General features: G+C 60.5%; 18 protein-coding genes. 7 read left to right on the forward strand and 11 right to left on the reverse strand.

Annotated features, from left to right (window positions below):
- The first annotated feature begins 712 nt into the window (after positions 1-712).
- Positions 713-1,402: a DUF4197 domain-containing protein gene (locus ACNOHI_RS03185; protein ID WP_420473178.1), complete on the forward strand. Its 690-nt coding sequence runs from the start codon at positions 713-715 to the stop codon at positions 1,400-1,402.
- A 24-nt stretch (positions 1,403-1,426) separates the two neighbouring features.
- Here the strand turns inward: ACNOHI_RS03185 and ACNOHI_RS03190 are convergent, their stop codons facing one another.
- The 3 genes from ACNOHI_RS03190 to ACNOHI_RS03200 form a co-directional block, all read right to left on the reverse strand.
- Positions 1,427-2,668, reverse strand: coding sequence for a sensor domain-containing phosphodiesterase (locus ACNOHI_RS03190; protein WP_420473179.1), 1,242 nt, complete (start codon positions 2,666-2,668; stop codon positions 1,427-1,429).
- A gap of 183 nt (positions 2,669-2,851) precedes the next feature.
- Positions 2,852-3,856, reverse strand: coding sequence for a cytochrome d ubiquinol oxidase subunit II (gene cydB / locus ACNOHI_RS03195; RefSeq protein WP_420473180.1), 1,005 nt, complete (start codon positions 3,854-3,856; stop codon positions 2,852-2,854).
- Positions 3,846-5,267 carry a cytochrome ubiquinol oxidase subunit I gene (locus tag ACNOHI_RS03200; protein ID WP_420473181.1) on the reverse strand — a complete coding sequence of 474 codons (1,422 nt, stop codon included), beginning with the start codon at positions 5,265-5,267 and terminating at the stop codon, positions 3,846-3,848. Before ACNOHI_RS03200 ends, cydB begins: the two co-directional genes overlap by 11 nt.
- Before the next feature lie 262 nt (positions 5,268-5,529).
- On the opposite strand from ACNOHI_RS03200, the gene ACNOHI_RS03205 reads away from it, so the two are divergent.
- Positions 5,530-5,877: a hypothetical protein gene (locus ACNOHI_RS03205; RefSeq protein WP_420473182.1), complete on the forward strand. Its 348-nt coding sequence runs from the start codon at positions 5,530-5,532 to the stop codon at positions 5,875-5,877.
- 96 nt (positions 5,878-5,973) lie between these two features.
- Positions 5,974-6,522 (forward strand): SRPBCC family protein, encoded by a 549-nt coding sequence (locus tag ACNOHI_RS03210; RefSeq protein ID WP_420473183.1) that lies wholly within the window; start codon positions 5,974-5,976, stop codon positions 6,520-6,522.
- An 80-nt stretch (positions 6,523-6,602) separates the two neighbouring features.
- Here the strand turns inward: ACNOHI_RS03210 and ACNOHI_RS03215 are convergent, their stop codons facing one another.
- The 3 genes from ACNOHI_RS03215 to ACNOHI_RS03225 form a co-directional block, all read right to left on the reverse strand.
- A complete protein-coding gene (locus ACNOHI_RS03215; RefSeq protein ID WP_420473184.1) occupies positions 6,603-6,878 on the reverse strand; it encodes a hypothetical protein in 276 nt (91 codons plus the stop codon).
- Positions 6,879-7,165: 287 nt separating this feature from the next.
- Positions 7,166-7,381 carry a cold-shock protein gene (locus ACNOHI_RS03220; protein WP_420473185.1) on the reverse strand — a complete coding sequence of 72 codons (216 nt, stop codon included), beginning with the start codon at positions 7,379-7,381 and terminating at the stop codon, positions 7,166-7,168.
- Positions 7,382-7,630: 249 nt separating this feature from the next.
- Positions 7,631-7,903 carry a hypothetical protein gene (locus ACNOHI_RS03225; protein WP_420473186.1) on the reverse strand — a complete coding sequence of 91 codons (273 nt, stop codon included), beginning with the start codon at positions 7,901-7,903 and terminating at the stop codon, positions 7,631-7,633.
- A 138-nt stretch (positions 7,904-8,041) separates the two neighbouring features.
- Between ACNOHI_RS03225 and ACNOHI_RS03230 the strand changes: the two genes are divergently transcribed.
- Positions 8,042-8,317 (forward strand): hypothetical protein, encoded by a 276-nt coding sequence (locus ACNOHI_RS03230; protein ID WP_420473187.1) that lies wholly within the window; start codon positions 8,042-8,044, stop codon positions 8,315-8,317.
- Between the two features lie 375 nt (positions 8,318-8,692).
- Positions 8,693-8,953 (forward strand): translation initiation factor IF-1, encoded by a 261-nt coding sequence (gene infA, locus ACNOHI_RS03235; RefSeq protein ID WP_420473188.1) that lies wholly within the window; start codon positions 8,693-8,695, stop codon positions 8,951-8,953.
- 54 nt (positions 8,954-9,007) lie between these two features.
- Here the strand turns inward: infA and ACNOHI_RS03240 are convergent, their stop codons facing one another.
- The 4 genes from ACNOHI_RS03240 to ACNOHI_RS03255 all read right to left on the reverse strand — a co-directional run bounded on the left by ACNOHI_RS03240 (position 9,008) and on the right by ACNOHI_RS03255 (position 12,863).
- The gene (locus ACNOHI_RS03240; protein WP_420473189.1) at positions 9,008-10,093 is read right to left on the reverse strand and encodes a DUF294 nucleotidyltransferase-like domain-containing protein; all 1,086 of its coding nucleotides are present in this window, start codon (positions 10,091-10,093) and stop codon (positions 9,008-9,010) included.
- An 82-nt stretch (positions 10,094-10,175) separates the two neighbouring features.
- On the reverse strand, positions 10,176-11,840 hold the full coding sequence (locus tag ACNOHI_RS03245; RefSeq protein WP_420473190.1) for a cation acetate symporter: 1,665 nt from the start codon (positions 11,838-11,840) through the stop codon (positions 10,176-10,178).
- Positions 11,840-12,145, reverse strand: a complete 306-nt coding sequence (locus tag ACNOHI_RS03250; RefSeq protein WP_420473191.1) for a DUF485 domain-containing protein — start codon at positions 12,143-12,145, stop codon at positions 11,840-11,842. Before ACNOHI_RS03250 ends, ACNOHI_RS03245 begins: the two co-directional genes overlap by 1 nt.
- A gap of 193 nt (positions 12,146-12,338) precedes the next feature.
- Positions 12,339-12,863, reverse strand: a complete 525-nt coding sequence (locus tag ACNOHI_RS03255; protein WP_420473192.1) for a PaaI family thioesterase — start codon at positions 12,861-12,863, stop codon at positions 12,339-12,341.
- Positions 12,864-12,996: 133 nt separating this feature from the next.
- Between ACNOHI_RS03255 and ACNOHI_RS03260 the strand changes: the two genes are divergently transcribed.
- Positions 12,997-14,223 carry an MFS transporter gene (locus tag ACNOHI_RS03260; RefSeq protein WP_420473193.1) on the forward strand — a complete coding sequence of 409 codons (1,227 nt, stop codon included), beginning with the start codon at positions 12,997-12,999 and terminating at the stop codon, positions 14,221-14,223.
- 85 nt (positions 14,224-14,308) lie between these two features.
- Entirely contained in the window at positions 14,309-16,303 is a 1,995-nt protein-coding gene (locus ACNOHI_RS03265; protein ID WP_420473194.1) for a helicase-related protein, read from the forward strand.
- Between the two features lie 276 nt (positions 16,304-16,579).
- On the opposite strand, the gene ACNOHI_RS03270 is transcribed toward ACNOHI_RS03265, so the two are convergent.
- Entirely contained in the window at positions 16,580-16,822 is a 243-nt protein-coding gene (locus tag ACNOHI_RS03270) for a hypothetical protein (RefSeq protein ID WP_420473195.1), read from the reverse strand.
- Between the last annotated feature and the right edge of the window lie 262 nt (positions 16,823-17,084).

Raw genomic sequence — 17,084 nt, forward strand, 5'->3', positions numbered from 1 at the left:
GTGACAGGAATCTTTTGGTTGTCACTGGTCAGAACTGTGTAGGGTGGCGTTCCACCTGAAAATATAAATGGCAAATTGGTCGTACAGTCACTAACCGTCAATTCATGGGGGCTTATCGAGATAGGCGAGATGGAGGCGGTGCTCACTGTTGTGGTTGACCCGGCGCTTGAGCCGCTACCGGTGGAGCTGGACGTTGTCGTTGTTGTGGTCTTTCCAGTCTCTACAGCGAGGGTCGTGCACGCTGCCTCGAATCCTGCTGCACAATTCGACTGCAATTTCTCGGTGCGGCTCTGATCCCCACCCCCGCACCCGGCCAGAGCTGCCATTAACAGTCCGCACATAGTGCTGCGCCTCGTCTTCATCGTGGTTACCTCCCTTGGTTGTTTTGTCGATACGACAATGCCATTCGACATTTCCATGCGCAATAGTGCAGCTGCACTACGTCGGGATGAAACGCATCAGATTTTTGCGATTGATCATCTCTGATGCTTGTATTCAACAATTCAGGGCGTGAACTGCTACAAAAGGAGAGGGGCCTCTGAGAGCTGCACAGGGTGAGGCACACGGGATGATTCAGACTGATCCGCACTAGAAATCAATAAGCGGCTCGCAGAGTTGTGAGCCATTATGTTTGGGGCACCGGGCTTCCCATGTCCAAGCAGCATCATCCGGCGTAGACTGACAAAGTCACCAACTTCCCCGCGGAGTCCCAATGTCCTTGCGCCCTCTCGCCAATGGCCTCGTCCTGTCACTGTCCTTCCTCGCATCGACAGCCATCGCGGCCTCCTTGTCCGACCTGTCCAACCAGGACGCATCAAGCGGTCTGAAGGCCGCCCTGGAGCGCGGATCGAACGCCGCCGTCGCCAGGCTCGGCGTCGAAAACGGGTTCCTCAACAATGAAAAGGTGAAGATCCAGCTGCCGTCGATCCTCGAACAGGCGCGGCCGATCCTAAAAATGACCGGGAAGGGCAAGCAGCTCGACGAGCTGGTCGTTTCCATGAACCGCGCGGCGGAAGCAGCGGTCCCGATGGCCAAGCCGTTACTGGTCAATGCCGTCAAATCCATGACGCTCACCGATGCCAAGCAGATCCTGACCGGCGGCGAGACGTCGGTGACGGATTTCTTCCGTCAGAAGACCTCCGCCGAACTCGCCGTGAAATTCCTGCCGATCGTGAAGAAAATCACGGATCGATCCAATCTCTCGGCGACGTATAACGGCGCCATGGCGCAGGCATCGAAGCTGGGACTCGGATCGGAGCAGGCCACCGTGGAGGGCTATGTGACGCAAAAGGCGCTGGATGGCCTTTACACGATCATTGCCGAGGAAGAGAAGGCGATTCGCAAGGATCCGATCGGCACGGGGAGCAAGATCATCGGCAAGGTGTTCGGCGCACTCAATTAGCGGATGAGGCCGCACACTGGCCGGTCAATGCGCGTAGATCGGTCGCGGCCGCCCAAGCAGGAAGCCCTGCACCTTGTTCACCTTCAACTCTCGCAACACGCTCAGTTCCGACTCTGTTTCAACACCTTCCGCAACGATCTTGCTCCCGGTCTCTTCGGCAAACCGGATCAGCGCGGCAGCCAGCGCGCGCGAATTCACGTCGATGTCGATGCGCTGGATGAGACTGCTGTCGAGCTTGATGATGTCCGGCTTCAGCTTGAGTATGTGGCGGAAGCTGGCAAATCCAGCGCCCGCGTCGTCGACGGCAAGTCGCAATCCTTTTCTCCTGAAGAAGGCGAGCTGACGGGCGATCGAGGAATAGTCGTCGACCAGCGCGTGCTCCGTCATCTCCAGAACGATGCGCTCAAGCGGGTAACCGTCGAGCACGGTGGAAATCGATCCTTTGAGCACGGTCTCGGGTGAGACGTTGACCGAGACGTAGGTGTCCTGCGGAAGGTGGGGCAGCGCCGACAGCGCCTTCCTGATGACGGCAAGTTCGAGTGCCTCTTGGCATCCGACTTCGGCGGCTTCCGAGAACCAGCAATCGGGCGTGCGGATCGGGTCGCATGAAAAGCGGGCGAGCGCTTCGTGTCCCACCAGCCTGTTCTCCGAGACGTGGATGATCGGCTGATAGTGGATGTCGAAACGCTCCTCCTCCAGGACTTTGTTGAGCCGCGCCCTGCTCTCCTTCCGCAGGTCCGCGAGCGAATGCCGTTCCACCACCTTGCCTACGAAATTCGCAAACAGGCGCACCGTCTCGAGGTGCTGGTTGTTCAGCGCGTGATTAGCCTGCGTGCTGAAGCAGCAGAAGGTGCCGTACACGGCGCCGTCGCTGAAGCGGATGGGTACGCCGAGGTAATTGCCGATGTGCAGGTGAGAGGTAATTGCCAGCTTCAGTGCCTCGGGATTCTTTGCTGTATCGGCAATGAGTTCCGGCATGCGGCCGTCGAGCACGCGCTGGCAGTAAGTTTCCTCAAGCGGGTCGGACGCGTTCGCACTCACCGAAGTGAATTCCTCGCTGCTGTCGACATAGCGGAAAATCCTTCGTCCACCATTGAATTCGGATACGAATGCCACGTCCATGTCGAGCAGCGTGCGCACGGCGTGCAGCGCATCTGAAATGAGCGTGTCGGGCGAGTCGGTGTTTCGTCCACAGTGATGCATGTTACCGTTGGGAGCGGTGCCTGGCTTGCTGCGCGCAGAAGCCGATTCAGTATGCAGGTCCATTGACGTCGTGAAAGAGAATGCACCAAAGCGCCAGCTTCAAGCACGGCGCTTCGGAGAGTGAGAGGCCATACTAGAAATCTGACCTGCCTGCGACTATGACCTGGATCAAATTCACGGGAATGCGGCGGGCCTGGGGCAAAATTGATTTGCCAGCGCGAAAACAAGCAGAAGAAGGTGACGTGCTCAGTGATAACTCATTCCCGCCCGCACCTTTCCGCGAAACACCCAGTACGACCAGAATACATACAGCAGGATGACCGGCAGCAGGAACATCGTACCCACCATCAGGAACTGCTGCGCCATCGGCGGCGCCGCCGCGTCCCACAGCGTGATGGATGGCGGCGCGACATACGGCCAAATGGAAATGATCAGGCCGGTGTAGGACAGGAAGAACAGGCCCATTGCGCACAGGAAGGGCAGCACGTCGCGCCCCTTGTTCAACGCCCACAGGAGCAGCCAGGCCAGTACTACCGTCAGGATCGGCACGGGTGAGAAATACAGCAGGTTCGGAAAGCTGAACCAGCGTTCGGCAATGCGCGGTTCCTCCAGCGGCGTCCATACGCTGACCATCACGATAAACGCGAGCAGGCCGAGCAGGAACCAGCGCGACATGCGGCGTGCCCACGCTTGCAGTTCACCTTCGGTCTTCATGTATAGCCAGGTCGCACCCAGCAGGCTGTAACCGACGAGCAGGCCGAGACCGGTCAGGAGCTGGAACGGCGCGATCCAGTCCCAGCTGGTGCCCGAAAACGAGCGCCCCTCGACCGGGAATCCGCGGATGAAATTGCCCAGTACCACGCCCTGCGCAAACGTTGCGATGAGCGAGCCGTAGGCAAAGGCAGCATTCCACCAGTGCTTGCGCGCTTCGGGCGCATCGCGAAATTCAAAGGCCACGCCACGGAACAGCAGGCCAAGCAGCATCAGCAGGATGGGGAAGTACACCGCAGGAACGATGACCGCGAACGCCAGCGGAAACATGGCGAGCAGGCCGCCGCCGCCAAGAATGAGCCAGGTTTCGTTGAAGTCCCAGATGGGCGCGACCGAGGCGACCATGACGTCGCGGTCTTTGTCATGCCGACGAAAAAAGAACAGGATGCCCACACCCAGGTCGAAGCCGTCGAGCAGCACGTACATCAGCACGGCCAGCGACAGGATGAAGGCCCACAGCGGTACGAGGTCAAGCGTCATGGCGTCCTCCCAATCCGCGCATCACGGGCACGCCCACGCCTTTGTCGTGGCCGGTGACCGCTGACAATGGCCGCTTCGGGTGCGCCTGGGATTCGTGCGTTTCATCCGGTGGCGGGCCAATGCGTACCAGGCGGCGCAGCAGGATGAAGCCGGCGCCGAAGATGAAGAGGTAGCTGATCACGTAGGTCGCCAGCGAGATGGCGACGTCGCTCGTGGTCAGCGATGGCGTGACGGCCTCGCTCGTGCGCATCAAACCGTAGATGACCCACGGCTGCCGTCCGACTTCCGTCGTGGTCCAGCCGGCGAGCACGGCGACGAAGCCGAGCGGCGAGACCAGCATGCACAGGCGCAGGTACCACGGCCTGTCGAACAAGCGCTTCTTCGACCAGAGCACGAGTCCGATGATGACAGTCGTCAGCATGACGAGCCCGATGCCGACCATGATGCGGAAAGCGAAGTAGACGATGGCCACGGGAGGGCGATCTTCCTTCGGCCAGTCCTTGAGGCCTTTCACCTCGCCGTCCCATTCGTGCGTGAGGTAGAGGCTCGCGAACTTGGGGATGGCGACCTCGAAATGATTCTTTTCCGCTTCCTGGTCGGGGATGGCAAAGATCGACGCCGGCACGCCGCGCCCGGTTTCCCACAGGCCTTCCATGGCCGCGACCTTGACCGGTTGGTGTTCGAGCGTATTGAGTCCGTGGAGGTCGCCGACCAGGACCTGCAGCGGCACCATGATGCCGAGGAAGGCGAGCGACATGCGCATCATGATCCTGCTTTCCGCCGGGAAGCGGTTGTGCCGCAGGTAGTGCGCGCCGACGCCGAGGATCACGAAGGCCGTGGTGACGAGGAAGGCGATGACGGTGTGCGTGAGGCGGTAGGGGAAGGAGGGCGTGAAGATGATCTCGAACATGCTCGTCGGCAAATACTTTCCATCGACGATCTCGTATCCGCGCGGCGTCTGCATCCAGCTGTTGACCGCCAGGATCCAGAACGAAGACATCAGGGTGCCGAGCCCGACCAGCACAGCCGCCAGCGCGTGCGCCCATTGCGGCACCAGGTTGCGGCCGAACAGCAGGACGCCGAGGAAGGCGGCTTCGAGGAAGAAGGCGGTCACGACTTCGTAGGCGAGCAGGGAGCCGACGATGTTCGATGCCTGGTCCGAGAAGCGGCTCCAGTTGGTGCCGAACTGGAAGGGCATGACGATGCCGGATACGACACCCATGCCAAAGGAAATCGCGAAGATCTTGATCCAGTAGGCGGAGAGCCGCCGGACCGTGTCGTCCTTGGTGATCCACCAACGGACTTCCAGCGTGGCAATGTAGCAGGCGAGGCCGACCGTGAATGCCGGCAGCAGGATATGAAAGGCGATGACCCAGGCGAACTGTATCCTCGAGAGCAGCAATGCGTCCACGGAGCGCCTCTTCGTTTTTCGATGACGATTCAAACACGTCCGTGGAAAGCGCGTGGCGCGTTTCCGCCGGAGGATGCGGATTGCAATCCAAACAATATGACCCGGCCTTGCCACGCATGGTTCATTGCATGTCCGACCACAACTTTTTTCGTACGTCGGTGATGACACGGGTCATGACCAGCGTCCCGCCGGAGAACTTTGCGGTGCGCGATCGCATCGCATGAGGACAAGCGCGCATTGGTCATCGACACAAGGAGGCATCATGCAGGCAAGCGAAATCCGACACTTGATTGGCCGTCTGGAACACTTGAAGGAGGCGCTCCGTGCGCGTACATCGGCAAACCGCGAGCTGGACAAGGACGATCCACTCGTCAAGGAAGCGTCGGCTTGCGAGCTGATGCTGCCGTCCATCCTGACCGTTTCCAACTTGTTGGAGACGGTCGAACGCAAGTTGAGCACGGCGGCTGTTCTGCTCGAGCGCGCTGCCGGACATGAAGCACTTTCTCCCGATGTGCAGCTTGTGGCCGATGAAGGCTACCTTGCGGATGAAGACGACATGGATGTAGCCGGAAGGCAGCACAAGCTGGAACGCCGGCACGCGAATCCATAGGGGATTAGAACTTTGACCATCAATTACGATCGGACTGGGGTGAAAGAATGGTTAGTCCGGTCATGTCCGGACAGCATAAAAAAGAAAGGAAATCGTATGCTTGGTCGTCGTATTGCCACCGCCGCTGCGCTCGCCGTAGGCGGTTACCTGTTGTCGAAGCAATTGAAGAAGTCGCGTGGGTCCGACATGGAATCCACGGTCGAGGAATCCATCGAAGTGAATGTGCCCGTGAGTACGGCGTATAACCAGTGGACGCAGTTCGAGGACTTGCCGAAGTTCATGGACAGCGTGCAGGAAGTCCGCCAGCTGGATGACAAGCGCCTGCACTGGAAAGCCAGTATTGCCGGCAAGGACAAGGAATGGGATGCCGAGATCACGGAACAGATTCCGGACGAGCGCATTGCCTGGCGCAGCCTCGGCGGCGTGCACAATGCCGGCGTGGTGACCTTCCACAAGGTGTCTGACAGCAAGACGCGCGTGATGCTGCAGATGGATTACGATCCGCAGTCGGTCGACGAGAAGATCGGCGACGCGCTCGGCTTCGTGAAGATGCAAACCAAGTCCAACCTGTCGCGCTTCAAGCAGCTGGTGGAAAGCCGCGGCGTTGAAACCGGCGCATGGCGCGGCACGATTCCGCGCCAGTAAGGCAATTTCTTTTTCCTGGGTGCCAAAGGGAAAAAGCCCGGTCATGAGGCCGGGCTTTTTTCTCTGGGAACGGGCGTCCGCTAGTGCAGCACGCCCTTGAATTGCTCGTTTTCCAGCATCGACGTCCCTTCCAGCGCACTGCTCTCTGACACGGGCAACTGTAGTTCCACGTGCTGTCCCTTGATGCTGTTGCGATACATCGCGGCACCGATGAGAAGCAACCTTCGCAGGTCCTGCGCCGAAATGCGGGTCTGCATGTCGTCGACAGCGGCGGCATAAACTTTGGCGACGCAGACAGGATCGATGTCCTCCGTCTCGACTTGCGTGATGAAGGCCAGGATTTCGTCTTGGTCCATGATGTGTCCCTTGTCCGGAGTGGCGGCTCGTATGTTGATTTCAGTATGGCCGTCGCATACATCGAAGGTTCCATCGTTATCACCTTCATTGGATTTCGGCCCCGGAAAAGAAGAAAGCCCGTCATTGACGGGCTTTCGTTTTCCACTCTGGCATTTGGGACCCAGGCTATCTGCAAGGTGTCCCGGGGATCTTTGGTTTGCAGCCCATGCTATCTGCGTGGTGCGCGCGCCTCAACATCCCCTGGCAGCTGCCGCCGGCGCTTGCGCGCCTGGCAGAGCGTAGAAATTTAGATCGGACGGATGTTCGTTGCCTTGGCACCCTTCGGGCCAGTGCCGACGTCGAAAGAGACGCGCTGGTTTTCAGCGAGGCTCTTGAAGCCGCTGGACTGGATGTCCTGGAAGTGGGCGAACAGGTCGTCGCCGCCTTGATCGGGTTTGATGAAGCCGAAGCCCTTGGCGTCGTTGAACCATTTGACGGTGCCGGTTTGTGATTGTGTGCTCATGAGAATTCCTGTCGGATTAGGATGAAAAGGCTTGCGCCAGAAAATACGCTCTGGACCAAGAGATACGACCGAAGGGAATCAGACAGGAATGGCTCAGGGGAAAGAGCAAGACGGGAACGAGACCAGCAAAGACGACGACTTGATACGAGTGCGAAGGGCCACTATACACGCAATCGTTCAATGCACCTAAAGGTATCGATATTTATTTTTCCCTTGCCCGGCGCCAACACGGAGACTGTCAGGAGCAAGTCAATGCCTGAAGCCGCCTCGGTCGGGATGGGGGCTCGGCCAGTTTTCACATGCAGGGAAGAGGTCTTCGAGCGGGACGGTCTGCCTGCTCTGTTCGAGGCCAATGCGATAGATTGCGCCGCCGATCTGGATGAGTTCGGCCAATTCGTCGTCCCGCAGGCGCTCCGATAATTGTTCCAGACAAGTCGCGAGCTTGGCGGCAATGGTAAATGCGTCTCCCTCGAACTGGCTTTCCTTGCGCATGATCAGCGCCATGATTTCAAACTTGGTCATGATAGGTATTCCCAAAGAGGGATGCCAAGCATAAGACATACCGCATCCATCGCATGATCCCCCTCATGCAACCGCTTGCACCGCGCGAAGTCCACAGTGCATCAGCGCCATCGCCGCGATGCCCCCAAAAGGAAAATCATGATCCACGCAATCAACCAACCCTCGCTCTCGGAAGAGGGCATTACCTTCACCGTCGTCGTCGATTCCGTCAAGCGCGAATGCCTGATCACGTCACAGGCGCTGCACAAACTGTCTTCCTTCAAGGGCGATGACGAGGACGTCGACATGATGGAAATCTTCCACAGCTTCGAGTCGAACATCAGCGGTGTCGCCCGCAGGCTGGTCGCAGCCGGCGTGGAAGGCACGCCGCTTGTCATGCGTCCGGAAACGTTTAATTCCCCTCGCACCCGGTAATTTTTTCCGACCAGAGATGGGCGGACGGCTTGTTCGTCGCCCGGGAACGTACCGGGCGGGGAAGGGCTGTATGTGGTATAGTGCGGGGTCCGATGGCGGATTAACCGCTTGGACGGAGCCGGTGTCGCATTCCGCCTCTTCCAGTCCTTATAGGTCGCGCAGGCTTGAAACCTGCTTCTCCGACCACTTCATCGTTCCGCCGATCCCCGGCGCCGTTAATTCCTCGCCAGGCCTACTCGTTTGAGGCAAGGCGCCTTTTGATCCCCTGCGCCAGGCGTTCGCGCAGTCCCAGCAATAACGGAACGGGGCCTTCCTGTTCTGGCGGGGCATTTTGCGCCGGCAGTCGTTGACGCACTTTTAGTATTGGACCGTAGCATGGCTAAAGAAGAATTGCTTGAAATGAATGGCCTCGTGACCGAGGTGCTCCCGGATTCACGATTCCGTGTTGACCTGGAAAATGGCCACCAGCTGATCGCTTACACCTCCGGTAAGATGCGCCAGCACCATATCCGCATCCTCGCAGGCGACAAGGTGTCGATTGAAATGTCGCCCTATGACCTGAGCAAAGGTCGTATCACGTTCCGCCACCTCGAAAAGCGCGGACCGGTTTCCACTGGTTACCAGCGCCGCCGCTGACACTTCCCTGCGTGGCATTCCTGCCGTGCAACCCAATCCTTTTACTCCGTACTATCACCCGATCCCCGGATAGTCCAGCACTAGCCGGTGATGCAGGTGGCGGGCCTGGCGCAATGCGTCCAGCAGCCTTGCCCGGTCGCCCGCCTCCAGCATGGACGGCGCGACATGGTTGTGCATCTCCTCTCCGCGCCGGAAACAGGCCTGCTGGTTCTTCAATCTGAGCGACTGGACGAAATGGAATCCATTGATCCATCGTTCCGCCTCGCTCGGATGGAGGCGGTTTGCCTTCACCGCCAGCCGGAACCGTTCCGCGGTGTTCACCGCATGCGTGCCGCTCGCCAGGCCGTAGATGCGGCCGCCGTCGACGAAGAGGGCGGCCGCCTTCAGCTTGAGGTCGATGGTGCCACGGAATTTTCCTTTCCTCTCTACCGCAAAGCGCCGGATCAGCCCGAGCGGCACTTCACGCTGCAGGGCGTTGGCGGCCATCTGATACAGGAAGCGCGGGTTTTCGGATGCTTCCTGCGCCAGCCAGTTGCCCAATTCCTCGGCAAGCGCATGCGCGCCATACAGCGGACGCAGGTCGAAGAAGATGGTGGCGTTGAGCAGTGCCTGCGGGTCGCCTTCGAAAATCCATTCCCGGAAGCGCGCCTTCCACTCGGACAGGCTGAGGCAGCATTCGGGGTTGCTGGCCATGACATTGCCCATGCAAAGCGGAAAGCCGCAGGCGTCGAGGATGTCGTTGATCCGCCTGGCCATACCGAGGAGACGCGCGCGGCCGCTTTCTCCCGGGCCGTCGAAAATGATGCCGTTGTCCTGGTCGCTCGAGAGCGTCTGCTCCTGGCGGCCTTCGCTGCCGAGCGAAATCCAGCACCAGGGAAAGCTGTCGGGCGCGGCATCGGCGAGCACTGCCTCGATGACGCGGTGCGTCAGCATGTCGTTGACCGACGAGATGATGCGGGTCGCCGGTTCGCCATTGTCTGTCTCGTCGGCAAGCGCGTGCGTCAATGCGCGAATCCTTGAAGCAGCCTGCTTCACGCTGGCCACGTCACCGGCGGCGGCAAGAATCGCATGCGCCTGCTGCAGCGCCGGCGACGGTTCGTGCGGCGGCATCGTCAGAGGATCATGGTTCGTGTCGAGCATGTCGGTTGTTTATCGCAACGGCCTGCGGCGAAAATAAAAAACCCCGGAGATCGCTCCCCGGGGTTGCAATGAGCCTGCCTGTTTAGTGGGCAGACGCAGCTGCCGCGCCGATGCCGGTTTCGGAGCGGATCTTCTGCGCTTCGTAGCCGACGCGGTCCTTGCGGGAACGCTCGCTGCTGTCGAGGATGGAGAACAGCCAGATGCCGAGGAAGCCGGCAGTCATCGAGAACAGGGCCGGGGAAGTATACGGGAAGATTTCACTCTTGTAACCGAACACGTCCACCCACACCGACTTCGACAGCACCGTCAGCACCACGGCCGTGACCAGGCCGAGGAAGCCGCCAATCGTTGCGCCGCGGGTCGTGCAACCCTTCCACAGCACCGACATGAACAGGACCGGGAAGTTGGCCGATGCGGCGATCGCGAATGCCAGCGACACCATGAATGCGATGTTCTGCTTCTCGAACACGATGCCGAGGACGACCGCGATGATGCCGAGCACGATGGTGGTCACACGCGAGACGCGCAGTTCGTTTTCGCTGGTGGCCTTGCCCTGCTTGATGACGGTGGCGTAAAGGTCGTGCGACACGGCCGATGCGCCGGACAGCGTGAGGCCGGCAACCACGGCGAGAATCGTGGCGAAGGCCACTGCCGAGATGAAGCCGAGGAACACGTTGCCGCCGACAGCGGTGGCGAGGTGGATCGCCGCCATGTTATTGCCGCCGAGGAGCTTGCCTGCTGCATCCTTGAACGCCGGGTTGGTGCTGACCAGGACGATCGCGCCAAAGCCGATGATGAAGGTCAGGATGTAGAAGTAAGCGATCCAGGTGGTGGCCCAGAATACCGACTTGCGTGCTTCCTTCGCGCTCGGCACGGTGAAGAAGCGCATCAGGATGTGCGGCAGGCCGGCGGTGCCGAACATCAGCGCCATGCCGAAGGAGACGGCGGAAACCGGATCCTTGATGAAGGTGCCGGGCGCCATGATGGCGTCCTTCTTGTCATGGATTTCAACCGACTTGGCGAACAGCGCTTCGGGGCTGAAGTTGAACTGCGACATGACGACGAAGGCCATGAAGGAGGCGCCGGACAGCAACAGGATCGCCTTGATGATCTGCACCCAGGTCGTCGCGGTCATGCCGCCGAAGAGCACGTACACCATCATCAGCGAACCGACGAGCACCACCGCGATCCAGTATTCGAGGCCGAACAGCAGCTTGATGAGCTGGCCTGCGCCGACCATCTGCGCGATCAGGTAGAACGCCACGACGACCAGCGTGCCGGATGCGGCGAACGCGCGGATGGGCTTCTGCTCGAAGCGGTAGGCGGCGACGTCGGCGAAGGTGAAGCGGCCGAGGTTGCGCAGGCGTTCCGCCATGAGGAAGGTGATCACCGGCCAGCCGACGAGGAAGCCGATCGAGTAGATCAGGCCGTCGTAGCCGTTCAGGAACACCGCGGCGGAAATGCCGAGGAAGGACGCAGCCGACATGTAGTCGCCCGCGATGGCGAGGCCGTTCTGGAAGCCGGTGATGCCGCCACCCGCCGTATAGAAGTCAGCGGCGGACTTGGTCTTGGCCGCGGCCCACTTGGTGATGAAGAGCGTCAGGATGACGAACACGCCGAACATCGAGATGGCGGTCCAGTTGGTTGGCTGCTTTACTGCCTGGCCGAGGTCGCCGCCGGCTGCGAAGGCAGCGCCTGCAGCGGCAAACAGGGCGAGTGCAGGGACAATGCGCTTGAGGCTATGCATTACATCACCTCCTTGCGGATCTGCGCGGTGAGTTCGTCGAACTCGCCGTTGGCGCGGCGCACGTAGACGCCGGTGATGATGACCGTGAACACGATCACGAACAGGCCGATGGGGATGCCCCAGGTCGTCACGCCGGCGCCCATCTTCAGGCCCAGCAATTCCTTGTTGAAGGCGACCAGCATGATGAAGCCGTAGTAGGCAACCATCATGATCCACGTGAGCGTCCATCCGTAGCTGGAGCGGGTCGATACCAGTTTCTGGTACTTCTGATTCGATTTGACCTTCTGGACAATATCGTCTTCCATTTTCACGTCCTCAATGTGTGACTCATAAGAGCTTGCGAGGATACGTGCGATGTCTTACTGATCCCTTACCCGCAAAGTGGAATTGCGATTTCTTCGCGATACGCGCGAAAAATCGATGAAGGTTTGATGTAGATCATTCGAGGCAAGCGGCTTTGTCATCGCGACGACAATGTCGCTGCCCCGCGTTCTTGCATCAGATGGCAAACAACAGGCACGTCGTGGTCGCATGTGCGTAGAGCTTGCCTTGCGCATCGACGATGCGTCCCTCCGCCGTAGCCACCTGGCCGCCGACGTGGATCACCTTGCCTTCGGCGCGGATGGGGCCGGTCTTGTCGGTGAGGGCGCGGACGAAATTGATCTTCAGTTCGAGCGTGGTGTAGCCCTTGCCGGTGGGCAGCATGCTGTGGATCGCGCAGCCGACACAGGAATCGAGCAGGGTCGCCGCGTAACCGCCATGAACGGAACCGATCGGGTTGTAGTGCTGCGGCCCGGGCGTGCCCTGGAAGACCATCAGGCCCGGTTCCACTTTCACCGGAACGAAGTCGAGCAATTCGCCGATCGGCGCGGGCGGGAGTTCGCCGCGCATGATGCCGAGCAGGAAGTCCATGCCGGAACGCTCGCGCAACTGTTCACGCGTCGCCACGCCGGCAGGAATCAACGCGGGGCGGACGGCCGCTTCGTCGGCTTGCCATTCATTCAGGGGATCTTGCAGGTTCATTGCGCGCCTCTTTAAAAATGTCGGAGAAGATAGTCCGGTAGACCACAGCCGGAAAAATATATGTATATACACTATAATCGATTTCGCGTATAAACATGCATATGCACTTAATTCCGGTGCAAGGAGAAAGCGGATGGACCAACACACTCAAATGACGCCTCGTGCGGCCTGGATGCTGACCCTCGCAGCGGCGGCGATCCTGATGATCACCATGGGAGCACGGTTGACCACCGGGCTGTTCGTGTCACCGATCAATACGTCGACCGGCCTCGGGATTGTGTCGATCAGTTTCGCCATGGCCGTCGGCCAGTTCATGTGGGGCGCATCGCAGCCGATCTTCGGCGCGATCGCCGACAAGCATGGACCGGGCAAGGTCATCGTCGCGGGCGCCATCCTGTTGGCCGGGGGAACCGCACTGACGCCGTTCGTCGACTCGCAGTGGGGGCTGATCATGGCGATGGGCATCCTGAGTGCGGCAGGGGCGGGCGCGGGGAGCTTTTCCATTCTGATCGGTGCCACCGCGCAGCGCCTGCCAGCAGAGCGGCGCGCGTTCGCGTCAGGATTCATCAACGCGGGCGGGTCTTTCGGACAGTTTGTCTTTGCACCGCTCATGCAGGCGATCATCAATACCGCCGGATGGGTGGCGGCGATGCTGACCATGGCCGCCACGACACTGCTGACGATCCCGCTGGCATGGCCATTGCGCCGCAAGCGGGCGCCGGCCGTGCAGGCAGCAGCCGATCCCTCGCATATCGGATTGAAGCAGCAGCTGAAGATTGCCATGCGCGATCCGAGCTACCTGCTCCTGCATGCGGGCTTCTTTACCTGCGGCTTCCATATCGCCTTTCTCGTTACGCACCTGCCTGGCGAAGTCGCGCTCTGCAGTTTGCCTGCAGGCGTGTCCGCTACCGCGCTGGCGCTGATCGGACTGTTCAATATTGCCGGCAGTCTTACCGCCGGAGCGCTGTCGTCACGCATGCGCATGAAGTATCTCCTCGCGGGAATGTACGGAAGCCGCGCCGTGCTGATCGTGATCTACCTGCTCGCGCCGAAAACAGAATGGACCTTCTATGTCTTCGCCGCGGCGCTCGGATTCACCTGGCTTGCCACCGTGCCGCCGACCGCCGGCCTTGTCGGCAAACTGTTCGGCATGCGCTATCTCGCGACGCTGTTCGGACTGACGCTGCTGTCGCACCAGATCGGCGGATTCTTCGGTGCCTGGCTGGGCGGCCTGGCCTTCGCGAATTTCGGCAATTACGAATGGATGTGGTACGCCGACATAGCTCTTGCCCTGGCTGCGGCGATCGCCAACCTGCCGATCCGCGAATCGGCTTTGGCGCCCCGCGCCGTGGCGGCCTGATACGGCGTTCCCGGATGTCTTGCCGCAAGGACAGAATTGCGGTTTACTGCGCGGAACCCCCACCGCGGCAAGACATCCTAATTGCATGAACAAGATCGAGCAGGAAGAATCCCCTCAGTATCCGGACAACGAAGCGACGCTGACCGAGGCACTGGAGCAGCACCTCCGCACACATGGCGCGGAACTGGCCAAGCTGGAAGGCCGCGTCATGATCCGTTTTTCCGGCGAAGTCGACGCCGGACCGCTGCGCGTTCCTTATGACCTTGTGCCACCCGAGGGCGTCCTTGCCAATGCGAGCAAGTGGCGCAATCTTTCGCCCGAGAAGAAGCTCGCCCTCGTGCATGAACGCGTGCAAGCGAAGGCACGCCAGGTCCTGCACCGCAAGGTCAGCGAATTCGTCGAAGCGCTGACGGCGCGCGCGGAGGAGTATGGGCTGGATGCGGAAGAATTCCTCCACGTCCTTGCGCTCAAGGAATCTTCTTCTCCGGTCGACCACGTCCTGGACCGCATCGAGCAGCGCCTGCTGAACGCGATCGAGCGCCAGCAGGAAGCGGCAAACGCGGCGCGCACGCGAGAAAGCATTAACCTCGCCGAGTATCCGGCCTCCTTCGAGGTCGCGCGCCGCATGCCGCGCAAGTTCATCGCGCTGCTCGGGCCGACCAATTCCGGCAAGACGCATGAAGCCATGGAAGCGCTGGCCAAGGCGAAGAGCGGCGTCTATCTTGCCCCGCTGCGCCTGCTCGCCTTGGAAAACTATGAACGGCTGGCCGAAGTCGAGCGCAACGGCGAGCGGCTCAAGGTCAGCCTCGTCACCGGCGAAGAGCGCCGCGTGGTGGAAGGTGCGACGCATGTGGCCAGCACGGTGGAAATGCTCGACTCGCAGACGCGCGTGGACATCGCCGTGATCGACGAGATCCAGATGCTGGGCGATCGTGACCGCGGCGCGGCATGGACGGCGGCGGTGTGCGGCGCTCCAGCGAGCGTTGTCTACCTCGTCGGTGCACCGGAAGCGCGCCGCGCGGTCGAGGCGCTGGCAAAGCGCCTGGACTGTCCGCTCGAAGTGCGGGTACTGAGCCGCAAGGCGCCGCTCTCGATGGAAGGACAACCGGTGCGCAAGCTGCGCAACCTGCGGCGCGGCGATGCCGTGATCGCCTTCTCGCGCCGGGAGGTCCTGATGTGGCGCGACATGATCACCGAGATCGGCTTCTCCGTGGCGACGGTGTACGGCAATCTTTCGCCGGAAGTACGCCGCGCGCAGGCGGCGCGCTTCCGCGACGGCTCCGCCGATATCGTCGTCGGCACCGACGCAATTGCCATGGGGCTCAACCTGCCCATCCAGCGCGTGGTGATGACGACCGCGGTCAAGTACAACGGTGTTGAGGAAGAGGAGCTGAGCGCCGCGCTCGCCAAGCAGATCGCCGGACGCGCGGGCCGCTTCGGCGTGCACGAGGAAGGCTTCGTCGCCGGTTATGACGACGATACGCATTACGTCATCCGCGCGCTGCTGAAGGAGAAGGTGCCACCGGTGTCCTCGCTCGGATTCTCGGTCGCGCCGACGCTGGAGCACCTGAACCGCATCACCTCCGTCACCGGCGAACAGTCGCTGGCGAAACTGCTCAAGCGCTTCGAGACGGACATCGATGTGCCGGACGGATTCTTCACGCCGCGTATCACCGAGGAGCAGGCCGAGCGCGCGCTGTGGTTGGATACCTTGCCGTTGACACTCGCGGACAAATTCACCCTGTCGCTGGTGCCGATTTCATCGCGCATCCCTTCCTTGCACGCGGCATGGCAAAAATGGGCACGGGCGCTGGCGCGAGGACAGGCGAGCAAGCTGGACTGGATCGGGGAACATGTGCCCGGTGAATCGCTGCAGGATGTCGAAGACACCTGCAAGCTCTATTCAGCGTATGCCTGGCTCGGTTATCGCTGTCCGGAATTCTTCCCTTACGGGGAGGAGGCGCAGCACCTGGCGCGCGAGGCATCGGAACGGATCGACGGCATTCTTCAGTCGCAGAACCGCGCGATGCGGCAACGGTCGGGGAAGAAGATGGCGCAGGTGCGAGGCACCCGCGCTTAGAGGGTGTTATGAACCAGGGAAGGGGGCGCGTTCGGTCGAGAAGGGATGCAATGCTAGGCGCGGCGCGCCGCTCAGACTGGGCGTCTGAGCAAGCGTCGCAACACCGCAATGCGTCCCTTCTCGACCGAACCCGGAGGGCAGCCCCGAGAACCTGCCGCTTGCGTTGTTGCGGCTCCTTGCCGTAGCACCGCTACGACGCGTCGCCGCGCCTAGCATTCGGCCGGTTCTCGGGGCTGCGCGCCCCCTTCCCTGGTTCATAACACCCTCTGGGTCAATTCAAGCTGCCGGCTTTCGAAGGTGATGCTTGTGCATCAGGTTGTGCACGAGGGTCTTGGTGGCTTCGATGATGCTCTTGCCGGTGCCCGGCTCGAACACGATGGTGTGATGCGAACGGTGGGCAGGGTCGTCCTTGCCCTCCTGGATGGATACGACTGCGAGGATGCGGCCACCGCCTACATCGGTTTCCTGGATCTCTGCTGTGGCCTTCAGATTATCCATGTAGTAGGTCATTGTTTGCATTTTTTACGTTTCTTGAAATGGGGTGATTCAAGGCTTCAGATCGCTCGCCGGTCGCCTTCCTGGTTGGAAGCCCGGCTGGTTCGACTAGCATGGTTGAAGCCGCCGCTTGCAAATCCGAAATTCAGTACAAGTACAGGAATATGAGCAATAAGGATGCCAGCATCGCGCGTCGTTGCTATTGACTTGCAGCATTCTTTCGTCCGGATTTTTTATCCTGTCGCGACATCAAACGGACAACATCTCCGGGAGCGTTCATGACACC

The organism is Noviherbaspirillum sp. ST9 (assembly GCF_048799745.1).
GTDB lineage: Bacteria > Pseudomonadota > Gammaproteobacteria > Burkholderiales > Burkholderiaceae_D > Noviherbaspirillum.

Coding starts and splice junctions, on each gene's coding strand:
- ACNOHI_RS03245 (WP_420473190.1), bottom strand. CDS start 11,840: ATGCATAGCCTCAAGCGCATTGTCCCTGCACTCGCCCTGTTTGCCGCT.
- infA (WP_420473188.1), top strand. CDS start 8,693: ATGGCTAAAGAAGAATTGCTTGAAATGAATGGCCTCGTGACCGAGGTG.
- ACNOHI_RS03205 (WP_420473182.1), top strand. CDS start 5,530: ATGCAGGCAAGCGAAATCCGACACTTGATTGGCCGTCTGGAACACTTG.
- ACNOHI_RS03225 (WP_420473186.1), bottom strand. CDS start 7,903: ATGACCAAGTTTGAAATCATGGCGCTGATCATGCGCAAGGAAAGCCAG.
- ACNOHI_RS03250 (WP_420473191.1), bottom strand. CDS start 12,145: ATGGAAGACGATATTGTCCAGAAGGTCAAATCGAATCAGAAGTACCAG.
- ACNOHI_RS03215 (WP_420473184.1), bottom strand. CDS start 6,878: ATGGACCAAGACGAAATCCTGGCCTTCATCACGCAAGTCGAGACGGAG.
- ACNOHI_RS03230 (WP_420473187.1), top strand. CDS start 8,042: ATGATCCACGCAATCAACCAACCCTCGCTCTCGGAAGAGGGCATTACC.
- ACNOHI_RS03210 (WP_420473183.1), top strand. CDS start 5,974: ATGCTTGGTCGTCGTATTGCCACCGCCGCTGCGCTCGCCGTAGGCGGT.
- ACNOHI_RS03220 (WP_420473185.1), bottom strand. CDS start 7,381: ATGAGCACACAATCACAAACCGGCACCGTCAAATGGTTCAACGACGCC.
- ACNOHI_RS03255 (WP_420473192.1), bottom strand. CDS start 12,863: ATGAACCTGCAAGATCCCCTGAATGAATGGCAAGCCGACGAAGCGGCC.
- ACNOHI_RS03240 (WP_420473189.1), bottom strand. CDS start 10,093: ATGCTCGACACGAACCATGATCCTCTGACGATGCCGCCGCACGAACCG.
- ACNOHI_RS03190 (WP_420473179.1), bottom strand. CDS start 2,668: ATGGACCTGCATACTGAATCGGCTTCTGCGCGCAGCAAGCCAGGCACC.
- ACNOHI_RS03265 (WP_420473194.1), top strand. CDS start 14,309: ATGAACAAGATCGAGCAGGAAGAATCCCCTCAGTATCCGGACAACGAA.
- ACNOHI_RS03260 (WP_420473193.1), top strand. CDS start 12,997: ATGGACCAACACACTCAAATGACGCCTCGTGCGGCCTGGATGCTGACC.
- cydB (WP_420473180.1), bottom strand. CDS start 3,856: ATGACGCTTGACCTCGTACCGCTGTGGGCCTTCATCCTGTCGCTGGCC.
- ACNOHI_RS03185 (WP_420473178.1), top strand. CDS start 713: ATGTCCTTGCGCCCTCTCGCCAATGGCCTCGTCCTGTCACTGTCCTTC.
- ACNOHI_RS03270 (WP_420473195.1), bottom strand. CDS start 16,822: ATGCAAACAATGACCTACTACATGGATAATCTGAAGGCCACAGCAGAG.